Here is a 25,800-nt window from a genome sequence, read left to right on the forward strand (position 1 = left end):
CAAGGCGCTGCGGGATCAGGACGCTGCGGGATCAGGACGCTGCCCGAACGGGCCGAACGCGGCCGCGACCACCGCCGAGACCGCCACCAGGAACGCGGCCTGGACGAGCGGGACGTAGGCCCACTCCTGCCCGTGACCGAGGATCCGGCCGAGCACCGCCACACCCGATCCCAGCGCGACCCCTCCCACCGCGATCACCTTCGGCGCCGCCGCCCAGAACTCTCGCGCCAGCAGGCACGCGATCACCGCCACGATCGGCAGCATGCCGCCGAGAACGGCCAGCAGCACGAGCATCGCCACCATCAGCCAGCGACTCCGCGACGGTGCCACGAACTCCACTCGCCGCCGGACCGGGACCGCGGCGAGCAGGAGGACCGCCAGCACTCCCAGCGCGCCTGCCAGCAGGCCCGTCCGGTACCGGGCGTCCGGGCCGAACTCCAGCGCGACCACGCCGCCGTCGCCCTCGGGCAGGACGTACGCCTGCTGCCAGCCGTCGACGCGGACCTTCTCCAGCACCTGCCCGTTCAGCGTCGCCGTCCAGCCGTCGTTGACGTTCTCGGACACCACGAGCAGTGCGCGGGCTCCCGGTGCGACGGTGACCTCCCGTTCGGTGGCGTCCCAGGCGCCGATGGTGACTTCCCGGTGCGTCGCAACGGGTTTCGGGAGTTCGACGTGGGTCACGGAGACGTCCTGCACGACGAACGAGTCGGATCGCGACGTGGTCAGCACGTGGTCGCCGGCAGGCAGCTCCAGGGCGGTCGCCAGGTCGTCGTCGCACAGCACCGCCTTCAACGGGCGGTTGGCCAGGACGTCCCCGAGCACGCCGGACACCGAACTGCTGATCTTCTTCCCGTCGATGTCGACCACCGGGCCACTGCCGCACGGCACGGTGAACGGCGTCGTCGCGGGCACCGGCTTCAGCACGCCGTCGAGCGCGGGCACCCGGAGCTCACCGATCTCCGCGGGCCCCGCACCACCTGACTCGCGCACGACGAGTTCGAGCTTCTCGGTGTCCGCCGGTTTGATCGTGACCAGACCGTCCGCGCCGACGCGCACGACCTCGGTGCCCGCGTCGGTGCGCACTTCCAGCTCGACGGGCGTTCTGGCTCCCCCGGCTCCCTCGATCCGGAACTCCGCGAGGGTCCGTTTCCCCTTCCACGCCACCGTCAGCGTCGGCCGCAGGTCCGTCACGTCCGGCACCCACGACGTGCCCAGGTCACCGTCCACAGCGGACAACGGGCTCGCCGCGACGTCGCCGGCGAGCGAGGTCGTCCCCGTGATCGTCAGGCCCTCCGGTGTCACCGGGTTCTTCGCGCCGGCGGCAGGCACGACGGTGGCGTTCACCGCGAACTTCCCGGCGGCCGAGGTGCGGAACAGCCGCGTGAGCCCGTTGACCTCCTCGCCGAACCGGGACAGCGACGAGTCGCACCGCACCGCACCGTCGGTCCGGTAGCAGGCCGGCCGCGACTGACTGCCTCGGGTGAACGAGAAGCCCGGCCTGGCCGCGTCCTGGTCGCGCGGCACGCGCAACGCCCGCTGCGCCGTCATGCCCGGAACGCTCAGTTCCTTGATGCCGACGTTGCCGTCCTGCCGGTCGGCGGCGACGCCGAGGACCGTGACGCGCACGCTGCCGGTGAGACCGGGACGGACGGGGTAGGCGTGCGGGCCGCCGCCGGACGGGACGTCGTGCACGCTCTCCCCCGCGTCCGTGGTGAGCCTGATCCGGGTGACCGCCCAGCCCACCCGCAGGTCGTCGACCACGTCGAGCGTCACCTCACCGACCGAGCGCGGGGTGTCCAGGTCGATCTCCAGCCACTGCCCGACAGGCCCGGTGAAGCTCGACGAGTGCCACGCGGACCCGCCATCGCCGTCCACCGCCGCGAACGGCGAGTTCGCCGGGTCGATCGCGCCCGCCGCGTCGGCGTACGCGGTCGACGTGGAGGCGCGCACAGCCCGGATGCCGCGGTATTCGGCGACGGTCTGGTGCTTGACGTCCTGGAACGGCGACACGTCCAGCGCGACGCGTCCCTGCCGTGACTTCTCGCCCGCGGACATCGTCTGGCTGAGGTTGTCGGTCACCCTGCCGACGTTGCGTTCCTTGCGCCGCAGGCCGTCGGTGACGAGCAGTTCCCCGGTCCGCCCCTCCGCGTCGCCCGCGAGGACCGCCGGCTGGTCCGCCTTGATCAGTCCCTGGGACAGCAACGGCAGCAACGACTCCGGCCCGCCGCTCACCGTCGGCACGTCGGCCTCGTTCACCGCGGTGACGACCGGGACCGCCCGCTTCACCTCGAAGATCTCCAGTGCGTGCCCGCCCGCGGCGGCGTCGACCGAACTGACGAGCCGCTGGTCGCTCATCCGCACCTCGGGCCCGAACTGGGCGACGCGCTCGATGCCGGGTGATCCCTGAAGCGCCTGACGCAGCACGGTGAGAGGCGGCGAGCCGGTCGGTTCACGCACGATGTCGTTGCGCAGCAGCAGGAACCGGTATCCCCCGCGGGCGAGGAAGTCCGCCAGTCCGGCCGAGCCGCGGCCGTCCGCGAGCGCGTCGTAGACGGCGTCCATGTACCGGGTGTTGCCCTCGGAGCCCAGCGGTACCTGATTGCGCACCGCCCACGGTGCCTTCGCGAGCGCCTGCATCGGCTCGTCCACGGTCCTGCCCCAGGTGTACTGGCCGAAACCCGTGGCGGGCAACAACAACGTCCTCGCCCGGCCGTCCTGCTCCGCGAGCCATCCCGCCGCCTCGCGCCAGTGGTCCGGCACGTCCGACCACCCCTGGCCGGGCCGCAGGGTCAGCAGCCACGCGGGTGCCGCGACGACCGCGATCAGCAGGAGCGCGACACCGGTGCGCACCCGTCGCCGCCAGTGTTCGGGAGCGGCCCGCAGCCCGACCGGCCGGGACAGGTGCAGCCCGTGGACGAACCCGAGGACCAGGCACAGCCGCAGCACCGGCTCGAACTTGTGCACGTTGCGCAGGGGTGCGAGCGGCCCGTCCAGTGCTCCGCGCACCACCTCGGCGAGCGGCGAGTCGAGCGATCCGACGTACCCGACGGTCAGCAGCGTCAGCCCCGCCAGCGTGCCCAGCACCAGGAAGCGGCGTTCCGGCAGCCCGAGCCTGGCCAGTCCGACGACGCCGATCAGCGCCACCAGAGCGGTGCCGGCCATCAGCGCGGGGTTGTCGACCAGGAGGAACCCGTTGGGCCACCAAGGTTCGCCCTGGAGCACGTACGCGACCCACTGGTTCGTTCCGCGCAGCACCTGGAACAACGACATGGGCGCGGTGGTGTTCGCCGCAGACTCGATGTAGTCGAGGAACGGCAGGCTGTACCGGCCGAGCAGCAGCAGCGGGAAGATCCACCACAGCGCGACCGCGATGACGCAGCCGGCCCACCACAGGACCAGCCTCACGTGCGCGCGGTTCCACGTGCGCGTCAGCAGCCAGATCCCCGGGAGCACCAGCGCCATCACGACCATCGCGCCGTTGACTCCGCCCATGCCCAGCACCGCGAGCGCCGACAGGGCGGCGGCCCGGCGCGGCGACCCGATCCGGTCGGCCAGCACCAGCGGCAGCAGCACCCACGGCAGCATGACGGCGGGCAGCATCTCCGCGGACAACGGCCCGATCTCGGTCAGCACCCGAGGGGCCAACGTGTAGGCGAGCGCACCGGCGTACCTCGTCGGCTCGTGGCCGATGCCGAGTGCGCGGGCCAGCCGCAGCACCCCGTAGAACGCGAGGCAGAGCAGGAGCGCGCACCAGAGCCGTTGGGTGACCCACGCGGGAATGCCCAGGATCTGGCCGGTCGCGAAGAACGGCCCCATCGGGAAGAAGTAGCCGTACGCCTGGTTCTGCAGCTCGCCGGCCGTGGCGGCGGGATTCCACAGGTGCAGCGCCCTGCCCAGGAAGCCGACGGGGTTCACGGCCAGGTCGAGCTTGGTGTCGAACGTGGCCGTTCCGAAGCGTTGCGCGAACGACAGCACCGTGAGTGCGATGAGCACCCACGTCGTCGGGTTCCGGTGTGCGATCTTCAGGTTCTTGATGGCGCAGGAAGTTACCACCGGGTAGTGCTCGCGGGCGACTGTCGCTATCTTGGGCCACCACGACCGTTCTGGGGAGCACTCAGGCAGGTGGCGATGACATCTCCGACAGCGTTCGAGCAGGCGTGGGAGCTGGGCGACCAGGTTCCCGGGTGGTTGACCGTCGACCAGGCGACGATGTTGTGGAGAGCCGTGCTGCGGCTCGGTCCCGGCACGCGGATCGTCGAGATCGGCAGCCACCAGGGACGATCCACCACCGTGCTGGGCATCGCGGCGCGCTCCGTCGGGGCCACCGTGGTCGCCGTCGACCCGTTCGTCGAGGGCAAGCTGTTCGGCGGCACCCCCACCCGCACCCGGTTCGAGAAGAACCTCGCCCGCGCGGGCCTGACCGACGTCGTGCGGCTCGAAGCCGAGTACAGCACCAAGTTGCGCCGGGAGTGGGACGAGCGCATCGACCTGCTGTACATCGACGGCAAGCACGACTACTGGACCTACACCGACGACATGCTGTGGTCGGAGAACCTCGTTCCCGGCGGCGAGATCCTGGTCCACGACGCGTTCTCGTCCATCGGGGTCACCTGCGGCATCATCGCGAAGGTGCTGTGCGGCAAGCGATACGTGTACGTGGACCGGGCGGGCTCCCTCGCGCGCTTCCGTTTGACGCAGCCGGACTGGGCCGATCGCAGGCGCGTGCTCGCCGAGATGCCCTGGTTCCTCCGCAACGTGGGGATCAAGGTTCTGCTCCGCCTGCGGCTGCGTCCGGTCGCGCGGCTGTTCGGCCACGACAGCCCGTACGACCCGTACTGAGGTCGTCCGCCGGGACGCCTACTGGGGACGGCAGGCGGGCGGCTGGCAGAGCATCGTGCTCAGCGCCTGCGCGAAGATGTCGCTGATGCCGGCGGGGTCGACGGTGGTGAAGGCCCTGCCGCCGGTCGCGTCGGCGATCCTCGTCAGTTCGTCGACGTCGACGTCGGGACCCATGCCGATCGCGATGACGGGCAATGGCCTGCGCTTGTCCTGCAGCTTGGCCAGTTCGTCCAGCAGCTGGCGCTGACCGATCGAGTCGGGGTCCTCGTTGCGGCCGTCGGTCATGATGGCGACGATGTTGATCCGCCCGAGCTCCCAGGTCCTCCTCGCCTCCTGGTAGGCGGCCAGGGTGGTGTCGTAGAGGCCCGTGGCCCCGTTCGCGGTCGCCCGCGTCGCCCGGACCGCCGCGACGGCCTGACCGCTCGCGAGGTGGTCCTTGACCGACGCGAACGGGATGATCTGCTTGTAGTCCTTGTCGCCGTCCAGCCTGGTGGAGAACTTCCACAGGCCGATCTGCGTGCCGGGCTTGAACATGCCCAGGCCGCGTTCGGCCGCCCCGACGGCCAGCGCCATCCGCGTGGTTCCTGTACGGGGGACGATCTGGTTCATCGAGCCCGACACGTCCAGGACGCCCAGCACTCGCGCGGTCAGCGTGAGACCGCTCCAGAGGCGCAGTGTCTCGTCCACGAATCCCTGCTCCGGACCGGCGGCCTTGTCGTCGGGCGCGCGCAGGCCGAACCGGTCGAATCCGGCCCCCGAGCGCAGCCGCGCCAGGAACTTCTCCGCTCCCGCCCGCTGCGCCTCGCCCGCGTCGGGCAGCACGACGTAGGGGAAGTCCAGCGGCGGCACCGGATTCTCCGGGGCGACCGCCGCCAGCCGTGTGGCGCCGGGCGTGGAGTTGTGCCGCTCCAGGGCCTGCTCGGAGGTGGGAAACACGTCCAGCGGACGGGTGAACAGATCCTCGGCCCGCTCGGCGTAGTCACCGGACACGGGCCTGATGGCGGCGACCGTCGCGGCCGCGGGATCCTTCTCCGCCGACGCGAACCCGCGCATCGCGAGCAACGCCGACAGGCTGGCCGGATCCCTGGCCGGATCCGCGATACCGGCGACCGCGGTGGCACCCGGCCCGATCAGCTCCCGCCAGTTCCTGGCCTTCACGGAGTCCTTGACCGCGAGCACGACCGGCGACCGCCCCACGGAGATGCCGGACTCCGGCACCCGCCACGCACCGGAGTCCCGTGCCTGCCGCAGCCACATCGTGGACTCGGGCACCCAGACCGAGGGCGACACCTCCCCGGCGACGAGCCGTGTCATCGTCTCGCGCGCGGGCTCGGCCTTCACCTCGACGCGATAGCACTCGTCCGCCGCGTCCAGCGTCTCCGCGACCTCGCTCAGAGCCGGAGCGACCGCGGGCGCAGCGGTGACGAGAACCGTCGCCGGTTCCGTGCAGCGGGTCGCGTTGAGCCGGTCGATGACCACGTCGCCGCCGATCCAGGCGACGACGGACAACACGAGCAGCACCGAAAGCCCGACGACGGGCGCCGTCACCCGCCGTGGTCGCACCATGGCGGACACCTTAGACAACCGGTCCGGGCACCACCAGAACTCGACGGTTCCGGTTTCCGCACGCGGAAGATCACACGAGCGTGTTGTCCACGAAGCACCAGCGCCAGGTCTCCCCCGGCTCGAACGAACGCATGATCGGGTGCCCCTCGTCGGCGAAGTGCTTCGAGGCGTGCTTGGCGGGCGACGAGTCGCAGCAGGCGACCTTGCCGCAGCCGAGGCACAGGCGCAGGTGCACCCACCTGCCGCCGACGGCCAGGCAGTCCTCGCAGCCCTCCACAGTGGAAGGAGTGGGCTCCGGGCCCAGCTCGGCGACGTGTTCGCAGGTGGTGGTCACGGCACGACGGTACCTCGATTGCTGTCATCGACAAGTTCTGGTGTTTGACTGAGCACATGACGACTGCCGACCGCGTCGCGCGGCCCTCGATTCTCACGGTGGACGACGACCCTGCCGTGTCGCGGGCGGTGGCGCGCGACCTGCGCCGGATGTACGGCGAGCACTACCGCATCGTGCGAGCGGAGTCCGGCCCTCAGGCGCTGGAGGCCCTGCACGAGATCAAACTGCGCGGCGAGGAGGTCGCGGCACTGCTCGCGGACTACCGGATGCCGCAGATGAGCGGCATCGAGTTCCTGGAACAGGCCATGGACGTGTTCCCCCAGGCGCGCCGGGTGCTGCTCACGGCGTACGCCGACACCGACGCCGCGATCCAGGCGATCAACGTCGTGGACCTCGACCACTACCTGCTCAAGCCGTGGGACCCGCCGGAGCAGAACCTCTACCCGGTGCTCGACGAGCAGCTGCGCGCCTGGGCGGTGAGCGACCGGCAGCCGCCGCAGCGGGTGCGGGTGATCGGGCACCGCTGGTCGCCGCGTTCCTACGAGGTGCGTGACTTCCTGGCACGCAACAACGTTCCCTTCCGCTGGCACGCGCTCGACGAGCCGGAGGCACGCTGCCTGCTCACCGCCGCGCATCAGGACGGAACCACGCTGCCGGTCGTGGTCACCGCTCAGGGCACGGCGTTGGTCGACCCGTCGGACGCGGAGCTCGCCGCCGAGGTGGGCCTGAGCACGCAGCCGTCGGCCGAGTTCTACGACCTGATCGTCGTGGGCGGCGGGCCGGCGGGACTCGGCGCCGCGGTGTACGGAGGGTCGGAGGGACTGCGGACCGTCCTGGTCGAACGGATCGCGACGGGCGGCCAGGCCGGCACCAGCAGCCGCATCGAGAACTACCTGGGTTTCCCGGACGGGGTGTCCGGCGGGCAGCTGACCGAACGGGCCCGCAGACAGGCGGTCAAGTTCGGCGTCGAGCTGCTCACCACCCGCGACGTCGTCGCCCTCGAACGCCGGGGAGCCGCGCGCGTCGTGCGGTTCGGCGACGGCACCGAACTCGCCGCCCACACCGTCATCCTCGCCACCGGCGTGTCGTACCGGTTGCTCGACGCGCCCGGACTCGGCGAGCTGACCGGGCGGGGCGTGTACTACGGCGCCTCGACCACGGAAGGCCCGAACTGCGCCGGTCAGGACGTCTACCTGGTCGGCGGGGCGAACTCCGCGGGCCAGGCGGCCGTCTACTTCTCCGGGCACGCGCGCAAGGTGGTGATCCTGGTGAGGGGCGACTCGCTGGAGTCGTCGATGTCGCGGTACCTGATCGACCAGCTCGCGGCGATCCCGAACGTGGAGGTGCGCACGCACACCGAGGTCTGCGGCGGCGCGGGTGAAGATCACCTCGAAACGCTGACGTTGCTGCACAACAAGACCGGCGAGACGACGACCGTTCCGGCGGGCTGGTTGTTCGCGTTCATCGGCGCCGCCCCGCGCACGGACTGGCTGGACGGCACACTGGAACGCGACGAGCACGGGTTCCTGCTCGCCGGCCCCGACCTCGGCGGCTCGCCGTCCGGCTGGGACCTCGAGCGGGCGCCGTACCACCTGGAGACGAACGTGCCCGGCGTGTTCGTCGCGGGCGACGTCCGGGCGGACTCGGTGAAACGGGTCGCGTCCGCGGTCGGCGAGGGCGCCATGGCGGTCACGCTGGTCCACCGTTACCTGGAGAGGTCGTGATGGAGAGGCTCACCGCGGCTGAGCTGCGCGAACTGTTCCTGTTCGAGAAGCTCGACCAGCCCCAGCTGGACTGGCTGACCGAGCACGGTCACGTCGAGACCCGCGAGGCGGGCACGCCCGTGCTCACCGAGGGCGAGCCCGCGACGTGCTTCTTCGTGCTGCTCGAAGGCACGGTCGCCCTGTGCCGCACCATCGGCGGCCAGCGGATCGAGGTGAGCCGCAGCGACCTGCGCGGCTCGTACTTCGGCGCCACCCAGGCCTACCTGGAGCTCGACCAGCCGACCTACCAGATGACCGTCGAGTCGATCACCGCCACGTCGATGCTGCAGTTCGACGCCGACGAGTTCGGGCCGATGGTCCGCGCGTGGTTCCCGATGGCGATGCACCTGCTGGAGGGCCTGTTCTGGGGCATGCGGAACACCCAGGCCACGGTGGGCCAGCACGAACGGCTCACCGCACTCGGCGCGCTGTCCGCGGGCCTCACCCACGAGCTCAACAACCCGGCCGCGGCCGCCGTGCGAGCGACCGCGGCACTCCGCGAACGGGTCGCGGGCATGCGGCACAAACTCGCCCTCCTGTCGCAGGGGGCGATCGACCCGGCCACGCTGCCCTCCCTGGTGAAGCTTCAGGAGAAGGCGGTCGAACAGGTCGCCAAGGCGCCGAAACTCAGTCCGTTGCAGGCCAGCGACGCCGAGGACGAGGTCGCCGACTGGCTCGACGACCACGGCATCAGCGGCGGCTGGGACGTCGCGCCCGTCCTCGTCGCCGCCGGACTTGACGTCGAGTGGCTGGAGAACTCGCTCACCGCCTGCCCGGCGGCCGTCACCGGATCCGCCGTGCACTGGCTCAGGTACACGGTCGAGACCGAGATGCTGATGAACGAGATCGAGGACGCCACCACCAGGGTGTCCACTTTGGTCGGTGCGGCCAAGCAGTACTCGCAGATGGACCGCGCGCCGTTCCAGGTGGTCGACGTGCACGAGCTGCTCGACTCCACCCTGGTCATGTTCGGCGGCAAGCTCGGGAACGTCCAGGTCGTCCAGGACTACGACCGGACGCTCCCGCACATCCCCGCGTACGCCGGCGAGCTCAACCAGGTGTGGACGAACATGATCGACAACGCCCTGAGCGCGATGGACGGCTCGGGCACGTTGACCGTGCGGACCTCCAGGCAGGACAAGCACCTCGTCGTGGAGATCGGCGACACCGGCCCCGGAATCCCGGCGGAGGTGAAGAGCCGGATCTTCGAACCGTTCTTCACCACGAAGCCGGTCGGGGAGGGCACCGGGCTCGGGCTGGAGATCTCGTGGCGGATCGTGGTCAACAAGCACCACGGCGCGATCCGCGTGGAGTCGCAGCCGGGCGACACGCGGTTCCAGGTCTTGCTGCCCCTGGACGCGGTGGGACCGTGACGGACAGCGCACCGCGGTCGAAATGTGTTACCTGATGACACATCGAGGCGAATATCTACGCAGGTACAGCTGACCCGAGTTGCCCGTCGGGCGCACAAACCCGAATCATCGCGCCGCAGGGATATTTCGTCATCACTCAGTCCAGATCGGTGACGACGTCAAGGCCGAGCTTGCGATTGAGGGCGGCGACGGCGTTGGTGACCGCGCGGCGGGGCATCACCCGCGCCACGAGCGTGGTCAGCCGGTTCACGCCGCGGCCGGGATAGGAGGCGATGCGGCCGCGCGCGTAGTCGTCGAGCGTGCGGGCGGCGACCGACTCCGGCGAGTCGGTCACGCGCGGATCCATCGTGGCCGTTGTGCCGTCGAAGAAGCCGGTGTCGGTCGCCCCCGGATGCGCGGCCATGACGCGGACGCCGGAGCCACGCAACTCCTCGGCGACGGCCTCGGTGAACGACAGGACGAACGCCTTCGTCGCGGCGTAGCTCGCCTGGTAGGGCATCGGCTGAAACCCCGCTGTCGAACCCACGTTGATGATGCCACCCGCTCCCCTGGCCACCATCTCGCGGCCGAACAGGTAGGTGAGCTCCATCAGCGCTCCGACGTTGAGCGCGACGGAGCGGGTGCTCTGCACGAAGGGACGTTCGAAGAACCTGCCGGCCGAGCCCGACCCGGCGTTGTTCACCAGCAGGTCGACCTGAAGACCGCGGTCGGCGACGGCCTTGACGAGGTTCTCGGGGCCTGAAGGGGCCGCGAGATCCACTGCGATGACCTCGGCCATCACGCCGTGCGCGGCCCGCACCTCTGCCGCAAGGGCTTCCAGCGCTGCCGTGCTGCGCGCCACCAGCACCAGGTTGGCGCCCCTGCGCGCCAGTTCCAGCGCATACGCACGCCCGAGCCCTTTCGACGCTCCGGTGACGAGCGCGGTGACGCCGTGGAAGGAGTCCATGACCTGCTCCAGTCGTTCGAGTCTCGAACTATCTCATGGCGAGCATAACAAGTTCGAGACTCGAAGCAAGTTAGACTGCTCCCATGAGCGAGGAAGGACCGGTGGCGGCCATACGCGCCATCCACGAGGTGTTCATGCGCACCGAGGCGGCGATCACCGGACCCCTCGCGGAACTGGGTCTGACCACCGCGACCGCTCAGGCGCTCTGGGCGCTCGATCCGGATGAGGAACCACCGTCGATGAAGACGGTGGCTGCCCGACTGCACTGCAACGCCCCCAACCTCTCCTTCGTCGCGGACCAGCTCACCGCACGCGGACTAGTCGAACGGGTCCCTGACCCGCGAGACCGGCGTTCGCGCGCGCTCGTCCTCACCACCGAAGGCGTACAGGTGCGTTCGCGGGTCATGAGCATCGTGATCGAGCACAGTCCACTGTCGGCCCTGAAACCTGATGACATGACCACACTGCTGTCCATTTTGGACAAACTCGGGCTCGGGTGACCGTGTCAGGACCGGTCCAACTCCGGGATCAGCTCCCCGATCAGCCTGATGCTCGTCATCACCTCGTACGCCTGCAGCTTCTTGCGGCACGTGTCCGGGCTGCCGACGACGTCCGCGCCGAGCAAGCCGCGCAAGGTCTCCTCCCTCGCGGACAGCTGGGCGAACAGTTCGGCTGCCGGGAACGCGGGATGTGCAGGAAGAACCCGACGTGCAGGTCTGGTCTCAGCTCCCGGAGCAACGCGGGCACCAGCTGCAACTGGTAGTCCTGCCCCCAGACGATCGCACCTGGCTCGGTCAGCCGTGCCGCCGCCTCGGCGAATCGCCAGGCGGTCGTGCGGCACGGCTACCGCAGCATCACGCCATCCGGATACACACCCGTGCAGGTGCGCGACAAGGAGGTGAACCAGCAGGCCTGGGTCAGGCGTCCGATCCCGGCACACGCCGCAGCAGGTTGAGCCACAACGGAAAGCCCGCTCACCTCATCCAGCGTGTCGCGCGGGTCGAACCTGCCGGACTACGGGAGGTAGGTGATCCGAATGGCAGTGCCACGGCCCGGAGCCACCAGCACGTCGTAGTGGAGGATGTCGGCAAGTTCGACGGGGGCCCGGTGCAGGTTCTCGCGCACCGCCTGCTGCACCGCGCGAAGGTCTTCGAGGCTGTGCAGCTCCCACTGGAACGGCCTCATCCCCCAGTCCCTGGTCCACTCCGCCTGGTGGACGAGCTGGTCGAAGAGGCCTTCTGGGACTCTGCCGCGATGGGCTTTGATCGCCAGCGGCATCTTGATCTCACGACCGGACCGCTTCGCGAAGTCGAAGTGATCGACGTCGACCAGGATGCCGTTCTTCGTCTGCCCCTGCAGGTTCAGCGACGGCGTCCGCTGGTTCGGCCCCACTTCCATCATGGCCTCGAACCTCCCGCCCTCGCTGGCGAGCGGTGAATGTCCCTTGACCGAGGTGCGGAACGGCGCGGTCAGCTGATGCGGTCTGCGCACGCCGGAGTAGCCGAGCGCCTTGTTCACGCGGCTGGCGTACAAGTCCCTGATCGCCGTGTCGACCGCCTCCACGGTGGTCCTGGTCGGATTCAGCGCCGCCTCGTCGATGAGTTTGCGGATGTCCGCCGGATAACGGCGACGGTTGTTCTGGAAGTGGGTCATGAAGCGATCCAGTGTCTCGGCCGACGGTGTCCTGCCGATGCCTTCGGCCGGAATCGGAGGCTCCTTGGGTTCTGACGGCCTGCGTGGGCGACGTGACCCCCCGCCGCCCGAACCGCCACCGCCACCGCCACGGCTTCCGCCACCCGCACCGCCCGAGCCCCTGGCCGGCCCCGCCTGCGTCGTGGTTCCCGAGGCGTGAACCGGTTGCCCGACCGGCTTCTTCGGCCCGGCTGTGGCGACCGCGCGGTCGCCGCCTGCCTCGACCGCGGCGGGAACGTGGTCGGCTTCCGCCGCCGTCCGCGCCGAGGCCTCTTCTGCTTCCACGACTTCTGCCAGTTCGCCCTCGGCTCGCGCGGCTGCCGGGTTCTGGACCGGCGCGGAGTCCTTGAAGGGTGGCGGGTCCTGGCGTCGGCGGCGGAGTGGATGCACCACCGGCTTCGGTTCAGGGGGCAGTGGTTTCGGCTCCGGCGGCATCGGCTTGGGCTCGGGAACGAACGGCTTGCGCGGCTCGGGCGGTGGGAAGGAAGGTTCGGGAGGAGGGGCCGGCCGACGGTAGCCGGGAGGCCCCTGCTCGGAGGGATGTGGCGTGGGAGCCGGTGCTTCCTTCGGCAGGGCAGGCGGTTTCGGCTGTCCAGTCGCTTTCAGACCTTCGGCCGCCTCCAGCGGTTTCGCGGTCTCGGCGACCTTGGCGAGATCACCAGCCTTGGCGGCGTCGCCGACCTTGCCGAGTTCGCCCGCCTTCCCGAGGTCACCGGCCTTGGCCAGGTCGGCCACCTTGGCCGCCTCGCCGATCTTTCCCGCGGCTCCGGCACCACGTCCCAGGGACCCTGCGGCCTTGCCCTCGCCGGCGCCGATGAAGAAGCTGCCGACGTCACCGAGCAACAGGCCGGGGATCTCCCCGTAGCGCTTCTTCTTCCACGCCTCGATGTAGTTCTCCCCCAGGCCTTTCACCAGGGCCAGCATCTCCGCCTGCCGCTGCTTCTGCTTGGCCTCCTCCGCGGCCAGGTAGTTCTGGCCCGCCTGCTTGGCCGTGGTCTTCGGGTCGGCGAGGTCGGAGACGAGGCCGGCCGCGTTGGTCATCGTGTCCCGGCTCGGGGTGGGACTGGCCATCTCGGCGATCTTGTTCAAGCCTTCGGCGGTGCGCACGGGGTGCACGACGATGTTGGCCAGGCCCTCCCCCATGGTGTAGACGGACTTCATCAGGCCGCCCTGGACCTGCCGGGAGTAGGCAGAGGCCTTGCCGCCGGTCATGGAGTCGGCGGCCTTGGTCAACGGGTCGCCGGAGGTGCCGAACTTCCCGTCCTCGTAGGCCTCGATCCCGTTGAACACCTCCTTCTTGAGCTCGGCCAGTCCTTCGTCCACGCCCTTCTGGTAGTCCTGCACCGCCTGGATCGGGTGGCCCTGGAGCGTGGCGCGCATCGCCGCGCGGCGTGGCTGGGAGGTCACCTTCGCCGCGGCCGTCATCACCCTCGCCGTGGTCTTCAGCGCCGCCCCCTGCGGGCCGTCCGGGGCGGTCTTCGCCGCGTACTGCTCCAGCTTCTGCGCGACGACCTCGTTCAACGACGGCGCTTCGTTGACCTTGGAGACGAACTCCCTGGCCTTCTCGATCGCCGGCGCCGCGCGGTGGTACGCCTCCCGCGCTTTGCGTTCCAGCCACGACATCTCCCCTGCCTGGCGGGCGATGCCGGGGCTGCTCGCGCCCGCGACCACGACCGGTCCGCCGCCCGCCGCGTGATCGGCCGCCTGGTGGGCGTCGTGTTCGAGGTGGTGGCCCGCCGTCAGTCCCGGAGCGGGTGCGCCTCCTCGCGACTGCTGCACCACGTGCGCGAGTTCGTGGGCGAGGGAACGCTTTCCGCGCTCGTCGCCCGGCGCGTACTCCCCTTCGTTGAACACGATGTGATCGCCCACCGTGTACGCCTTGGCGCCGGCGGCCGTGGCGGATTCAGCGGCCACGGCGTCGGTGTGGACGCGGACGTGGGCGAAGTCCGCGCGAAACCGTTCCTGCATGAGGGCCCTGGCAGCCGGATCCAGCGGCTTCCCCGGTGACCGCAGCGCCCGCTCGTGCAGAGCGTGCTCCAGCCCGGCTCGCTCGGGCACGGCTCCTGACTCGTTCTGCGGAAATGGCTCTCGCTCGGAACTCATGCCGGACCCCTCGTCACGTGAGGATCAGCTGGTAGGCGTCGCCGGCGTCGGGCAGGCGCGCCGCGACGACCCGCTCGGCGAAGCCCTGGGCGCGAGCCCGCAGCAGGTAGTCGCCGGGAGCCAGGCCGTGGAACAGGTACCGCCCGTCGGGTCCGGACTCCGCCACACCGGCGCCGGCGCCGTCGGGCCGCTCCAGCCGGACCGTCGCTCCCGCGATCGCCTGCCCCAGCGCGTCGACGACCGTGCCGCCGAAGTCGATCAGCACCTCGCCGCCGGGGAACTCGGCGATCCGCGTGGTGACCAGCGGGGCCGCTGCCCTGGTGGCGAACTCGACCGGAATGGTCAGCCGCAGGTAGATCGCGGGCCGCCACGGGTGCGCGCCCGCCATCGTCCCCCAGAACTCCGCGTACTTCGAGAAGCCCTCCCCCGGCATCACGACGGTCGGCAGCTCGGCCTCGGCGATGGCGGGCGGGAAACCCGCCGGCACCCCGGCGGCACCGTAGACCCGCCGCGGCACAACGGGTTCGGCATCGGCCAGCGCGGCGGCGACGCGGTACAGCAGCTCGTGCTCGTCCATCGTCGGTTCGACGGCGGGAGTCACGGACGCCGAGCTCCACGCGGTGATCAGGTAGTGCAGGTCGGCCCGACGGGGTGGGACACCCGTGCGCATCTCGCCGTCGACCAGCCGGTGGGTCCTGTCGACGCTGCGCAGCCCGCGGTTCTCCCGCAGTTCGACGAGATAGACGTTGACGGCGTCCTTTTCGAGCGTGGCGACGTACTGCTTCCAGGTGTCGTCAGGAGGCTGGAACCGCACCTGGGTGTCGGACTCGATCCCGTCCACAGCGGAGATCAGCAGATGGCGGAGCATCCGGTCGACGTGGGCGATCACGGCTGGAACTCCGCTTCGGAGAGCTGCTTGCCCATTTTCTGGTACTCCCGCCGCACCGCCCAGAGAACGTGCCGCATGCGGATCGGACCGTCTCCCGCGAGGTACGCGGCGGCCAGGGCGCAGTTCTTGATGTTGCCGCCGCCCAGCGGATAGCGCTGGGCCAGCAGCACGACGTCGACGTCGTCGGACAACGGTGCCCGGCCCGGCCAGATCTGCGCCCAGATGAGCCGCCTGCTCGGCTCGTCGGGGAACGGGAAGTGCACCGCGAAGGCGAGCCGGCGGACGAACGCCTCGTCCAGGTGGTGCCGCAGGTTCGTGCCGAGGATCGCCAGCCCGCGATAGGACTCCATCGCCTGCAGGAGATACCCGATCTCCAGGTTGGCGTACCGGTCGTGCGCGTCGCGCACCTCGCTGCGCTTGCCGACGATCACGTCGGCCTCGTCGAAGAGCAGAACGGCGTCGGCCGACTCCGCGGCGGCGAAGACCCGCTTGAGGTTCTTCTCCGTCTCCCCGATGTACTTGTCGACCACCCTGGCCAGGTCGATCCGGTAGAGGCCGAGCCCTAGCTCGCCTGCCACCACCTCGGCCGCCATCGTCTTGCCGGTGCCGGGCGGTCCGGAGAACAGCGCGGCGATCCCCGTGCCACGGGACAACTTCTCGGCGAACCCCCACCGGCCGAGCACCCGTTCGCGCCCGGCGACGGCGGCGCAGATCTCCCGCAGCATGGCGGTCGTGTCCTCCGGCAGCACCAGGTCGGCCCACACGGCCCTGGGGGTGATCCGTTCGGTGAGACCGGTCAGCTGATCGGCCGCGCGGACCCGTGCGGCCGCGGCCAGCCGCTCGTCACCGCCGCGGTCCCCGATGAGCGCGTCCACGATCCGCGGGGCGACGACGACGTACCGCGCCCGGTCCGGCGACGCGGCCTCGCGCGGGTCGGCGACCAGCTCGATGAGCTCGTGCCGCCGCAACGGGCCGTCCGCGCCGAATCGGGCACGGCACGCTGATCGCTCATCAGCGTTGGCGCACAAGAGGGTCAGGACCGCGTCCACTGTCGGCCTGCCGCGCGTCGCGTCCTCCTGCAGCAGGGCGAAGGCCCGTTCGTACCGGGCGTCGAGCTCAGGGGCCAGGGCGACCGCCAGCACGTCGACGTCGAACGAGGACAGCCCGAAAGTCCTTGCCAGCCAAGCGAAACCGGACCCCTCGACGGCGGTGTCCACCAGTGCCGCGCCATCCCACCCGGCCACGCCGTCGACCACCGCGACCAGGCGCCGGTCGAGTGCGTCGCCCAGCGGGCCCGCCCGCTCCAGCAGAACATCGGCCGGCATCTCAGGTCTCACCGCCCGCCGGTTGTGCGACGGCGTCGAAGACGTTGCGTTCGGCGGGCTCGCCGTACACCTCCGGATGCAGGTAGTTGCCGCGTTCGAGGTCCTGCTTGTCGGTCTCCACCCGCAGCGGATTGGCCATCGCGTAGGCGTCCTGCCGAACACCGGTGACCTGCCAGCACACCTTCGCGCCTGCCGGGCCGCCCGCGACGGTGAAACGCCCGCCGGAGATCTCCTCGGCCACGTGCAGGTTCGGTGCCGCCGCTCCCACCGCCGTGAGCTGGTATCGGAACTCGGTGTTCAACGGCTCGAACCAGGACGGCAGTTCCACCACCGCCGCACCGGCGTCGTCGAGCACGACCACCCCGTCGTAGACGTTCTTCATCTGGTCGCTCTCGACGGCGGAGTGGCTCAGGTACCTGTTCGCCGGATCCGCCGGATGATCGATCTTGAAGTTCAGCGACGTCTTGATCAGCGTGCCTCGCACCTCGACGTTGCCGTGGAAGACCGCGGCTCGGGTGCCGCCGGAGGCGACCAGGCCGGTCCCGTCCCTGCTGGTGGCGCGGACGCCCTCGCCGATGTCGGTCTGGGCGAACACGCCGATGGGAGTGGGGAAGACGAAGGTGTCGTCGTTGCGGACGTAGACGTCCGGGGAGACGGCCCCGAAGTTGGGCTGCTGCCCGCCCACCGCGATCCGCGAGGTGAACGAGGCCAGGAACCCGCCGACGTTCACCCGGCCCAGGGTCGTGTTGCCCTGGATGTCGACGTTGCCGTGCGCGGCGGCGGACCGGATCACCCAGTCGCCCGACTGTCCACTGTGGATGTGACTGACCACCGGGCCGACCGCGGGTGTGTGAATCTCGACGGTGCTGCCCGGCGTCGCGGGTGCGCGCACCCGCAGCAGACCGGAGAGGTCCACGGTGTCGCCCGACGGGACCAGCCCGGCGGTCTCGGTGAACTGAACCCCCTGGGGCAGATGGACTTTCCGGGACACGGCGAGATCACCGTCGCCGCGGACGCCGATCGTGGCGGTGGTGCGGGTGTCGACACTCGTGGTCCCGGCGGCCGCGGTCACGTTCTGGCCCTGGAACTCGACCCGGTCGACGGCGATGCCGGTCGCACGGCGACGTTGCGCTCCCAGCGATGTCACGTTCCCCACGCCGTCGACCTGGATCTGGGCCAGCACCACCTCGGTCCCGGAGTCCTGGAACCCCTCGACCGGCCGGAACCGCAGCAACGGGGTCTCCATCATCAGGAACGTCTGGCTCGCCTGGAACTCCGCCTTGTCGAACGTCTCGGCCCACGCGATCGTCACCACCAGCGCCCCGCTGACCCCGGCCGTGGACACCAGCACACCGGTCTCGCCGACCGGTGCCAGCGCCTGGTCCTCCAGTTTCGCCATTCCTCCCGCCGCCAACGAGATGTGGCGCCCCGAGGCGTCGACCGCGACACCGACGCCGATCCGCACACCCGCCGCGGCAACGGAGACGCCGAGTCCGATGCCGACACCCCAGCGGTGCGACGCCGAGGCGTGGGTGGCGGCCAACGGCTGTGCATAGCGCTCGACGTCGACCCGGCTCTCCCGCAGCGTCGGCGTCCCCTGCCGCGGCTGCCCTGTGACGTCCACGTAGCTCGTCCGGACCAGCTTCTCCGCCATGGGACTCAGCCCCCGTCCGGCAGGTCGGCACGCGTCCGCGTCGAGACCGCGAAGGGAACGGCCCGTTCGGCGGGTTCACCGTGGGCGTCCGGGTGCAGGTAGTTGCCGCGCTCGTCGCCCTCCTTCTCGGTCTCGACCCGCAGCGGGTTGGCCCGCGCGTAGGCGTCGTGCCGGACGCCGGTCAGCAGCCAGCACACCTTCGCCCCGGCCGGCCCGCCCGCGACGGCGAAACGCCCGCCGGAGATCTCCTCCGCCACGTGCAGATTCGGCGCCGCCGTACCCAAAGCCGTGAGCTGATAACGGAACTCGGTGTTCAACGCCTCGAACCACGACGGCAGCTCCACCACCGCCGCGCCGGCGTCGTCCAGCACCACCACGCCGTCGTACACGTTCTTCATCTCGTCGCTCTCGACAGCGGAGTGGTTCAGGTACCTGTTCGCCGGATCCACCGGATGATCGATCCTGAAGTTCAGCAACGTCTTGGTCAGCCTGCCCCGCACCTCGACGTCGCCGCTGAACACACCGGCCGGCCTGCCCTGGGCGAACACGGCGGGACCGGTGCCGAGGTGGACCGCGGCGACGGCCGCCTTGCCGGTTCCCCTGGCCACCCCCTTGACTCCCTCACCGGCGTTCAGCCCGTCGCCCCAGACACCGGCGGACCCGACGTTCGCGGGAGCGTGCGTCTCGCCGTAGACACCGATCCACTTCCGCCCGACGCCGGAGAACCCGGTGGCACCGTCCGCGCCGGCCCCGGTCCCGTTCGGCGAGGTGCCGAACACGCCGAACCAGTCGTCGCTCTCGCCGAGGACGCCGACGGCGCCGCTCTTGCCCCAGACCCCCGGCCCCGGCTTGGCGCTCTGGTTGTCGTTGACGCCGAGCACGCCGGGGTGCAACTCGGCATGGCTGAGGCCGAAGACTCCCCGGCGCGTCGCCGACTCACCCAGCACCGCGTCGACGCCCGCACTGTCGCGGACCACCAGCCCGTCGGGGACGCCGCCGGGCACCTTGAGCGGTCCGGACACCGCCAGTGCACCCGACCGGGCGGCGAGGCCGACCGCGTCGCTGAGCTGAATCCCTTGGGGCGCATGGAACTTCGTGGACGCTGTGAGCGCACCGTCCGGCCGCACGGCGATCGTGGCGGTCACCCGGTGATCGACGCTGGTGACGCCCGCGGTGGTGGTCACGCCCGGCGCCCGGAACTCGACCCGGTCGACCGCGATGGCCGCCGTCCGGCGCCGCTGCGCGCTCAGCGCGGTGACCTTGCCCGTGCCGTCGACCTGGATCTGCGCCAGCACCAGCTCGGCACCGGAGTCCTGGAACCCGTCGGCCGGCCGGAACCGAAGCAACGGGGTCTCCATCATCAGGAAGGCCTGACTCGCCTGGAAACCGGCCTTGTCGAACGTCTCGGCCCACGCGATCGTCACGACCAGGGACCCGCTCAGCCCGTCCGTGGGCAGCACGACGCCGATGTCCACAACGGACACGAGCGTCTGGTCCTCCAGCTTGGCCGACCCACCGGCGGCCAGCAGGACGTGCCGGCCCTCGGCGTCGACCGCCACCCCGGTCGCCACCCGCACGGAGGCCGACCCCACCATCGCCGAGACCCCGAGGCCGGAGCAGATGCCCCACTGGTGCAGGGTCGCGGAGTGGGCGTTCATCAAAGGCCGCACGTACCGCTCGACGTCGACCCGGCTCTCCCGCAACGCCGTCGAGCCCTGCCTCGGTTGCCCGGTGACGTCCAGGTAGCTCGTCCGGACCAGCTTCTCCGCCATGACCTATTCCTTTCCGGCCGGGACCGCGGACTGTCCGAAGAGCACGAAGCGTTCCTCGGGCGCGCCGTGCACCTCGGGATGCAGATAGGTGCCCTGCTCCTGCTGGGGCTTGTCTTCTTCGACCACCAGCGGGTTGGCCACGGCGTAGGCATCGCGTCGCACGCCGGTGAGCTGCCAGCTGACCTCCTGGCCCGGCCGCCCGCCGGCGATCCGGAAGCGTCCACCGGAGACCTTCGCGGCGACGTGCAGGTCCGGCGCGGGGCCACCGATCGGCGTCAACTGGTAGCGGACGCGGTCGTTGAGCGCCTCGAACCACCCCGGCAGTTCGACCTCCGCCGCACCCGAGTCGTCAAGCACGACCACCCCGTCGTAGACGTTCTTCATCTCGTCGCTCTCGACGACGGAGTGGTTGAGGTACTGGGAATCGGGCGCGTTCGGATGGTCGATCCTGAACTGGACCAGGCTCTTCTTCAGCGTTCCGACGACCTCGACGTCACCGCGGAACAACGCGGCCCTGCTGGGAAGGTGCGGCGAGTTCCGGAGACCTTCCACCACCAGTTTCGGAAAGTTCGGCTGGAAGTCGGACACCTGATCGAACCCGATGGACACCCCGCCACCGCGCCTCTGCATCAAGATCCAGCCACTGCTGCTCCCCGAGTTGACGAACCAGTCGCCTCTGACGCCGCTGTAGAAGTAGCTCGGCGCGGCCTGCGGACCACCCGACAGGGAGGCGCCACCTTCGATGCTGACGCTCGCAGGCACCTGCAGCACGTCGTCGCGGTCGACGTACAGCGACGCGTACTCGACGTTGCGGGCCGTGGACACCCCCATTTCCGCGCTCTCCACCACCGCTCGCTGGAAGACCAGTCGGCCGACCCCGATGGTGGCCGGCCATCGAAAGCCCCCCTTGAGTTCCTTCACCGTCCCGTTCTCCACGTTGACCTGGGCCAGCACGACCTTGGTCCCGTCGTCGACGTAGCCGAACAGGGAGTGCCACTCCACCGACGGCGTTTCCATCAGCTGGAAGACCTGGTTGGCCTGGTACGCGGCCTTGTCGAAGGTCTCGGCCCAGCCGAGCGTCAGCATCAGGCTGCCGGTGCGCCCGCCGGTGGGCACGGTGACGCCTGCCGCGGACACCGGCGCCAGCGTCTGGTCCTCCAGCTTCACCGCGCCGCCCTCCGCGACCACCAGGTGTCTGCCCGCTGAGTCCAGCGCGACACCTGGCCCGACGGTCACCTCGGTCGCGCCGATCGCCGCGGTCACCTCCAGGCCGGAACCGACACCGAACCCGTGCAACGAGGACGCGTGCGCCGCCAGCGACGGCCGCACGTACCGCTCGACGTCGACCCTGCTCTCCCGCAGCGCCGTCGTTCCCTGCCGCGGCTGCCCGGACACGTCCACGTAGCTGGTGCGAATGAGTTTCTCCGCCATCGCTGTCCGCCTCCGCTCAGGTTCCGACCGCGGACATCAGCCAGTACCAGGCCGCCGCCGGTCGCTGGCGGTCCACGATCTCCGAGATGCCCGCGTGCACTGCTCGTTGCTCGTCGCTCGACGTGTTGTCCGCGTCGAAGTGGACGGTGACCGCGAACTCGTGACTCGCGGCCCGGAAGTTCCGTCTCACCGCGACCTCCGACCCCATCGCCGGATCGTTCGGGTCGCCCCGCTCGCCGAAGTACAGAGTCCGGTCCCGCAGCGCCATGCCGGTCGGGAAGACGAGCTGCCCCTGCGTGCTGACCCGTTCGACGGACGGCGCGGAACCCAGGCGGACCCGGTAGACCGCGGACGGCTCGACGACGGTCCGCAGGAACGGCCCGGCGCCGGAGCGCAGTGGTTTGAGACCGGTGTCGGCCACCAGCAGCGATCCGTCCCGGTCCTCGACCACGGCGACCGGCGCGACGAGCGGGTTCCGATCCGATGGCAGACCTGCCAGCAGCCGCACCGCGGTCCAGGACGACGGGTTGGCGCGGTTCACCTTCAGCAGGTCGCCGGGGGTGGCGGTGCCGTCCTGCTCCCGCGCGTCGGTGACGATGATGTCGCCGCCCGCGGTTCTGACCATTCCCAACGGGGTCATGGCGCCGGTCAGAGCGCGGCGTTTCCACGTGTTGGTGGCCAGGTCGACGTCGACGACGTCGGTCACGTCCAGGATCAGCAGGTGCCCCGCGTCGAAGACCATCGCGTTCGGCAGGTTGAGCGTGGCGCCCGCGGGCATCGCGACCACCGTCTCGGTGAACGGTTGCCCGGCGGTGACCCGGATGAGCTGGAACGCGCCCGCGCGCAGGTCGATGACGTACAGGACCCATTGCGCGGCAGAGGTGTCGAAGGCCAGCGCCACCGGCTGTCTCCACTTTCCCGCACCGAGTGGGCGCGGTCGTGGCGGGGCCCCGGCCAGGTCGGCGAACTCACCGGTCAGCGTCATCCGCCACACCCCCGCCGGCTGTGTGCTCGCCTCGGTGGGACCGGGAGCGCCCGAGTCTCCGACGACCAGGTGTCCATCGGGAGTGACGCCCAGGCACGCGACGCTGGTCAGACCCGGATAGAGCTCGTTCGTCGGAGCCAGGAGGCACGGCCCCTGCGTGACCAGGGCGTGCACGGGCGCGGGCTCCGAGCCACGCAGCCGGGCGAAGAGCACCTTGGCCGCGCCGTCGATGGTGATCCGCTGACGGGCGACGTCGGCGCTGTAGAGGTCGAGATAGCGAGCGAGGCCCGCCTGACTCCCGCGCTGCCCGTAGATCGTCACGATGTCGCGAATCGCCCTGCGCCGCAGGCGTTCGTCCCATGTGGACTGGAGCTCCAGGCCGACGACCCCCGCCAGCCAGGGCAGGAAGTCGGCGCGGACCGACGCGGGGTCGAACAGCGTGGGCAGCAGGTCGATGGACTCGGCCAGGCCGGGGCGGCGGTACTCGACGTCGTCGGCCCGGCCGCTGAGGATCTTCTCGAACACCTTGAGCAGCGCGTCGAGATCCGCGTTCCCGTGGTAGATCCGGGGCAGGTGGGCGAAGTAGGAGCTCGCGGGCGAGGTCATAGGTCCTGCTCCACACCCACGTCGAGGGAGCCGAAGCACACCAGTTCGTAGTCCGTCACCCTGACCAGGCTCGGCGAGTCGACCGCCAGTCTGAACGGGCGGTGCTTGGCGTCGTCCCAGGCGAGACCGGCCGGGTGGTAGGGCGGCGGGGACTGGGCGGTGAGCCTCAGCTCGCTGATGTAGCCGATGTGGTCGTCAGGCTTGATCGCGCGGTAGACGTCCGACACGTACAGGTTCTGACCGATCTCCCAGCCGTCGTCGTCGTTCCCGCCCTGGGTCGGGTGAAGGAACTCGGTGACGCGCCTGCGGATGTCCGTCTCCACAGTGGACACGGTGGTGTGACCGCCGCTCACCGCGCCGGGGAAGACCTTGGCCCGCACGAAGACCTTGATCGCCAGGTACCGCGGCCCGCTCACCCGCAGCGCCGCGGTGACGTCGCGGGCCGCGTCGAGCACCGAGAGGACCTGCTGCACCAGGGCGACCGACGGCTCCGGCCGGGCCACGGCCAGCTCGGCTTCCGGCACCACGAGCACCTGCACGTTGCCGGGAGCGCGCACCAGTCCGGCGAACGTCCACGGGCCGCGGGTCTTGTCGACGTAGGCCGGCAGGCAGCGCACCTTCGCGATCCCCGGCGCGGCCTGGCGGGCGAGGAACTCGTAGTCCTCGGCGGTGATGGCCCTGTCCCTGGTGCGCAACAGCCTGGGCCCCCGCAGGGTGGCCGCCTCGACGGGCTCCTCGTCCTGACCGCCGGCGCCGCGCACCGGGTTGGTGACGCCGGCGATGTCGGCGATCCCCTCCGCGGGCATCGTCACCGCGCCCGCGGCCACGTTCCCCGCGGCACCGGAGGCGACGTGGCGGTACCGCGCCGTGACGGCGCTGCCCCGTGGCGGCGCCGGACGTCCGGCGGGAGCCGCGAACGTGATCTCGGCGCTGGACGGGTCGAGGTGGAAGGTGCCGGGAGCGAGGGTGTCCGGGTCCGCGATCCGCCAGGGCGAGCCGTCGATCTGCACCTCGACGTGGTGCAGCGGGTCCCGGGCGGACCGGTCGAGGAACACCGGCCGGTTCCGCAGGGGCAGCACCTGGGCGTTGCCGGTGGCGGCGCCGACGACCTCCAGCGCGTCCCGCCCGGCGGTCAGCGCCGTCGAGGCGGGCACGGTGTTCAGCAACAGCCGCCGGACGGTCACGGTCTGTGCCGCCGCCGGATGCTGCAGGACGAGCCCTATCCAGCGGCGAGCCGGATCGTTCGCGGCTGCACCGGCCGGCTTGCGGTTCCAGCCGGCCGGGTTCTGCGCGGCCCAGGCCGGTGCGGCGGGCAGACGCAGCCGCACCCGCCCGACGTGGGACGGTCCGGCCAGGGCCGGTGCGATCTCGACCGCGAGCGCCGGCCAGTCCTTCGGTTCCTTCTTCGGGTCGGTGCCCGCGACCGGACTGGTGTCGCTGGAGAAGGTCCAGGTCGCGGTGGCGAGATCGGCGGGAATCGGCTCGTCGACACCCTTCACCCGGTACTCGACCTCGACGTACACGTCGAGGGTCTCCACGGGCAGGGCGAACTCCTTGGTGAACCCGAGCAGCAGCACGGCCCGGTCCCTGGCGGGCGGCGTCAGGTCGACGCGCGTGCCCACCGGTTCCGGAGGAAGCATCACCGCGCTGATGTCGGCCGGGACGCCCTCCGCTCCCGCTGCCGTCTTCTCGACCAGGAACACCTTCTCGACCGCCGCCGGCACGACCCGGCAGTCCGCCTCGGTCTGGAAGACCACCGGTGGCTGCGACTCGGTTCCCTTCGTCTGGGCCAGGGCGGCTTTCGGCACCAGCGCCGACCGGCCCGCGATCGGCGTGAACGTCAGCAGGGTGCGGGCGGGCACGGCGGCGGCGCGGGTGATGCCCAGCAGGTTCAGGAAGGCCACCTGGCTCTTGGCCGGCACCTGGTTGAGCCGGTAGATGAGCTGCTCGACGAGATAGGCGAACAGTTCCACCAGGGTCAGCGCCGGATCGCTCGGTGCCCGCGTCGTCAGCTGCGGCGCGTACCGCTCGATCAGGTCCGTGGCGTCGGCCACGAGGTCGTCCCACCGCCGGTCGTCGAGATCGGGCGGGACGAGGCGGCCGCGATCGGAGCCTGGCGCGGTCACCGCGACGCGCCCAACTCGAGGGCGACGGTCGTGGACCGTTGCTCCGAACTTCCCCGTGGCCGGTAGTGGACGGTGAGCACGAGAGCGCCGCGGCCCAGGTCGTTGACGACGTCGACGGCGCCCAACTCGATGCGCGGCTCCCACCTGGCCAACGCCGACTCCACGTAGAGCCGGGCCAGGTTCGCCGTCGCCGCGTTGTTCGGGGCGAAGACGAGACTCGCGAGCTCACAGCCGAAGTCGGGCCGCATCGCCCGCTCGCCGGGGGCGGTGCCCAGGATGATCCTGATCGACTGGTCGAGGACGTCGGGGCCCGCGACCTCCGCCACCCCGCCGCGATCGGTGATCGAGATCGGGAAGGCCGTGCCCCGGCCGTGGGATTCGATGCGCAGCGTCATG

At 70.6% G+C, this 25,800-nt stretch carries 17 protein-coding genes and 1 pseudogene; 4 read left to right on the forward strand and 14 right to left on the reverse strand.

Going from position 1 to position 25,800, the window contains the following annotated elements; translation table 11 throughout:
- Positions 1-15: 15 nt before the first annotated feature.
- Entirely contained in the window at positions 16-4,053 is a 4,038-nt protein-coding gene (locus SK854_RS35050) for an alpha-(1->3)-arabinofuranosyltransferase (RefSeq protein ID WP_319979426.1), read from the reverse strand.
- A gap of 75 nt (positions 4,054-4,128) precedes the next feature.
- Here SK854_RS35050 and SK854_RS35055 point away from each other — a divergent pair, with 75 nt between their 5' ends.
- Positions 4,129-4,839, forward strand: a complete 711-nt coding sequence (locus SK854_RS35055) for a class I SAM-dependent methyltransferase (RefSeq protein WP_319979427.1) — start codon at positions 4,129-4,131, stop codon at positions 4,837-4,839.
- Positions 4,840-4,857: 18 nt separating this feature from the next.
- Here the strand turns inward: SK854_RS35055 and SK854_RS35060 are convergent, their stop codons facing one another.
- A complete protein-coding gene (locus tag SK854_RS35060) occupies positions 4,858-6,405 on the reverse strand; it encodes a substrate-binding and VWA domain-containing protein (protein WP_319979428.1) in 1,548 nt (515 codons plus the stop codon).
- Between the two features lie 70 nt (positions 6,406-6,475).
- Positions 6,476-6,739: a UBP-type zinc finger domain-containing protein gene (locus SK854_RS35065; RefSeq protein ID WP_319979429.1), complete on the reverse strand. Its 264-nt coding sequence runs from the start codon at positions 6,737-6,739 to the stop codon at positions 6,476-6,478.
- 56 nt (positions 6,740-6,795) lie between these two features.
- On the opposite strand from SK854_RS35065, the gene SK854_RS35070 reads away from it, so the two are divergent.
- Positions 6,796-8,463, forward strand: a complete 1,668-nt coding sequence (locus tag SK854_RS35070) for an FAD-dependent oxidoreductase (protein WP_319979430.1) — start codon at positions 6,796-6,798, stop codon at positions 8,461-8,463.
- Positions 8,463-9,875: an ATP-binding protein gene (locus SK854_RS35075; protein WP_319979431.1), complete on the forward strand. Its 1,413-nt coding sequence runs from the start codon at positions 8,463-8,465 to the stop codon at positions 9,873-9,875. Before SK854_RS35070 ends, SK854_RS35075 begins: the two co-directional genes overlap by 1 nt.
- A 136-nt stretch (positions 9,876-10,011) precedes the next feature.
- Here SK854_RS35075 and SK854_RS35080 read toward each other — a convergent pair whose 3' ends face one another.
- Positions 10,012-10,821: an SDR family NAD(P)-dependent oxidoreductase gene (locus SK854_RS35080; RefSeq protein ID WP_319979432.1), complete on the reverse strand. Its 810-nt coding sequence runs from the start codon at positions 10,819-10,821 to the stop codon at positions 10,012-10,014.
- Positions 10,822-10,904: 83 nt separating this feature from the next.
- Here SK854_RS35080 and SK854_RS35085 point away from each other — a divergent pair, with 83 nt between their 5' ends.
- The gene (locus SK854_RS35085) at positions 10,905-11,321 is read left to right on the forward strand and encodes a MarR family winged helix-turn-helix transcriptional regulator (RefSeq protein ID WP_319979433.1); all 417 of its coding nucleotides are present in this window, start codon (positions 10,905-10,907) and stop codon (positions 11,319-11,321) included.
- Positions 11,322-11,422: 101 nt separating this feature from the next.
- Here SK854_RS35085 and SK854_RS35090 read toward each other — a convergent pair.
- From SK854_RS35090 to SK854_RS35135, 10 genes and pseudogenes are all read right to left on the reverse strand, one after another.
- A pseudogene (locus SK854_RS35090) lies at positions 11,423-11,643 on the reverse strand (trehalose-6-phosphate synthase); the annotation flags it as partial.
- Positions 11,644-11,835: 192 nt separating this feature from the next.
- On the reverse strand, positions 11,836-14,616 hold the full coding sequence (locus SK854_RS35095; protein WP_319979434.1) for an eCIS core domain-containing protein: 2,781 nt from the start codon (positions 14,614-14,616) through the stop codon (positions 11,836-11,838).
- Between the two features lie 13 nt (positions 14,617-14,629).
- Positions 14,630-15,505, reverse strand: coding sequence for a Pvc16 family protein (locus SK854_RS35100; protein WP_319979435.1), 876 nt, complete (start codon positions 15,503-15,505; stop codon positions 14,630-14,632).
- Positions 15,502-16,830, reverse strand: coding sequence for an ATP-binding protein (locus tag SK854_RS35105; RefSeq protein WP_319979436.1), 1,329 nt, complete (start codon positions 16,828-16,830; stop codon positions 15,502-15,504). Before SK854_RS35105 ends, SK854_RS35100 begins: the two co-directional genes overlap by 4 nt.
- Before the next feature lies 1 nt (position 16,831).
- Positions 16,832-18,484, reverse strand: a complete 1,653-nt coding sequence (locus tag SK854_RS35110; protein ID WP_319979437.1) for a hypothetical protein — start codon at positions 18,482-18,484, stop codon at positions 16,832-16,834.
- A 5-nt stretch (positions 18,485-18,489) separates the two neighbouring features.
- The gene (locus tag SK854_RS35115; RefSeq protein WP_319979438.1) at positions 18,490-20,256 is read right to left on the reverse strand and encodes a hypothetical protein; all 1,767 of its coding nucleotides are present in this window, start codon (positions 20,254-20,256) and stop codon (positions 18,490-18,492) included.
- Between the two features lie 3 nt (positions 20,257-20,259).
- The gene (locus SK854_RS35120; RefSeq protein WP_319979439.1) at positions 20,260-21,687 is read right to left on the reverse strand and encodes a hypothetical protein; all 1,428 of its coding nucleotides are present in this window, start codon (positions 21,685-21,687) and stop codon (positions 20,260-20,262) included.
- Positions 21,688-21,703: 16 nt separating this feature from the next.
- Positions 21,704-23,278 (reverse strand): phage tail protein, encoded by a 1,575-nt coding sequence (locus tag SK854_RS35125; RefSeq protein ID WP_319979440.1) that lies wholly within the window; start codon positions 23,276-23,278, stop codon positions 21,704-21,706.
- A complete protein-coding gene (locus SK854_RS35130; RefSeq protein ID WP_319979441.1) occupies positions 23,275-25,404 on the reverse strand; it encodes a baseplate J/gp47 family protein in 2,130 nt (709 codons plus the stop codon). The genes SK854_RS35125 and SK854_RS35130 overlap by 4 nt, the downstream gene beginning before the upstream one ends.
- Positions 25,401-25,799, reverse strand: a complete 399-nt coding sequence (locus SK854_RS35135) for a GPW/gp25 family protein (RefSeq protein WP_319979442.1) — start codon at positions 25,797-25,799, stop codon at positions 25,401-25,403. The genes SK854_RS35130 and SK854_RS35135 overlap by 4 nt, the downstream gene beginning before the upstream one ends.
- Position 25,800 lies beyond the last annotated feature (1 nt).

The sequence above is a fragment of the Lentzea sokolovensis genome (assembly GCF_033949975.1).
GTDB lineage: Bacteria > Actinomycetota > Actinomycetes > Mycobacteriales > Pseudonocardiaceae > Lentzea > Lentzea sokolovensis.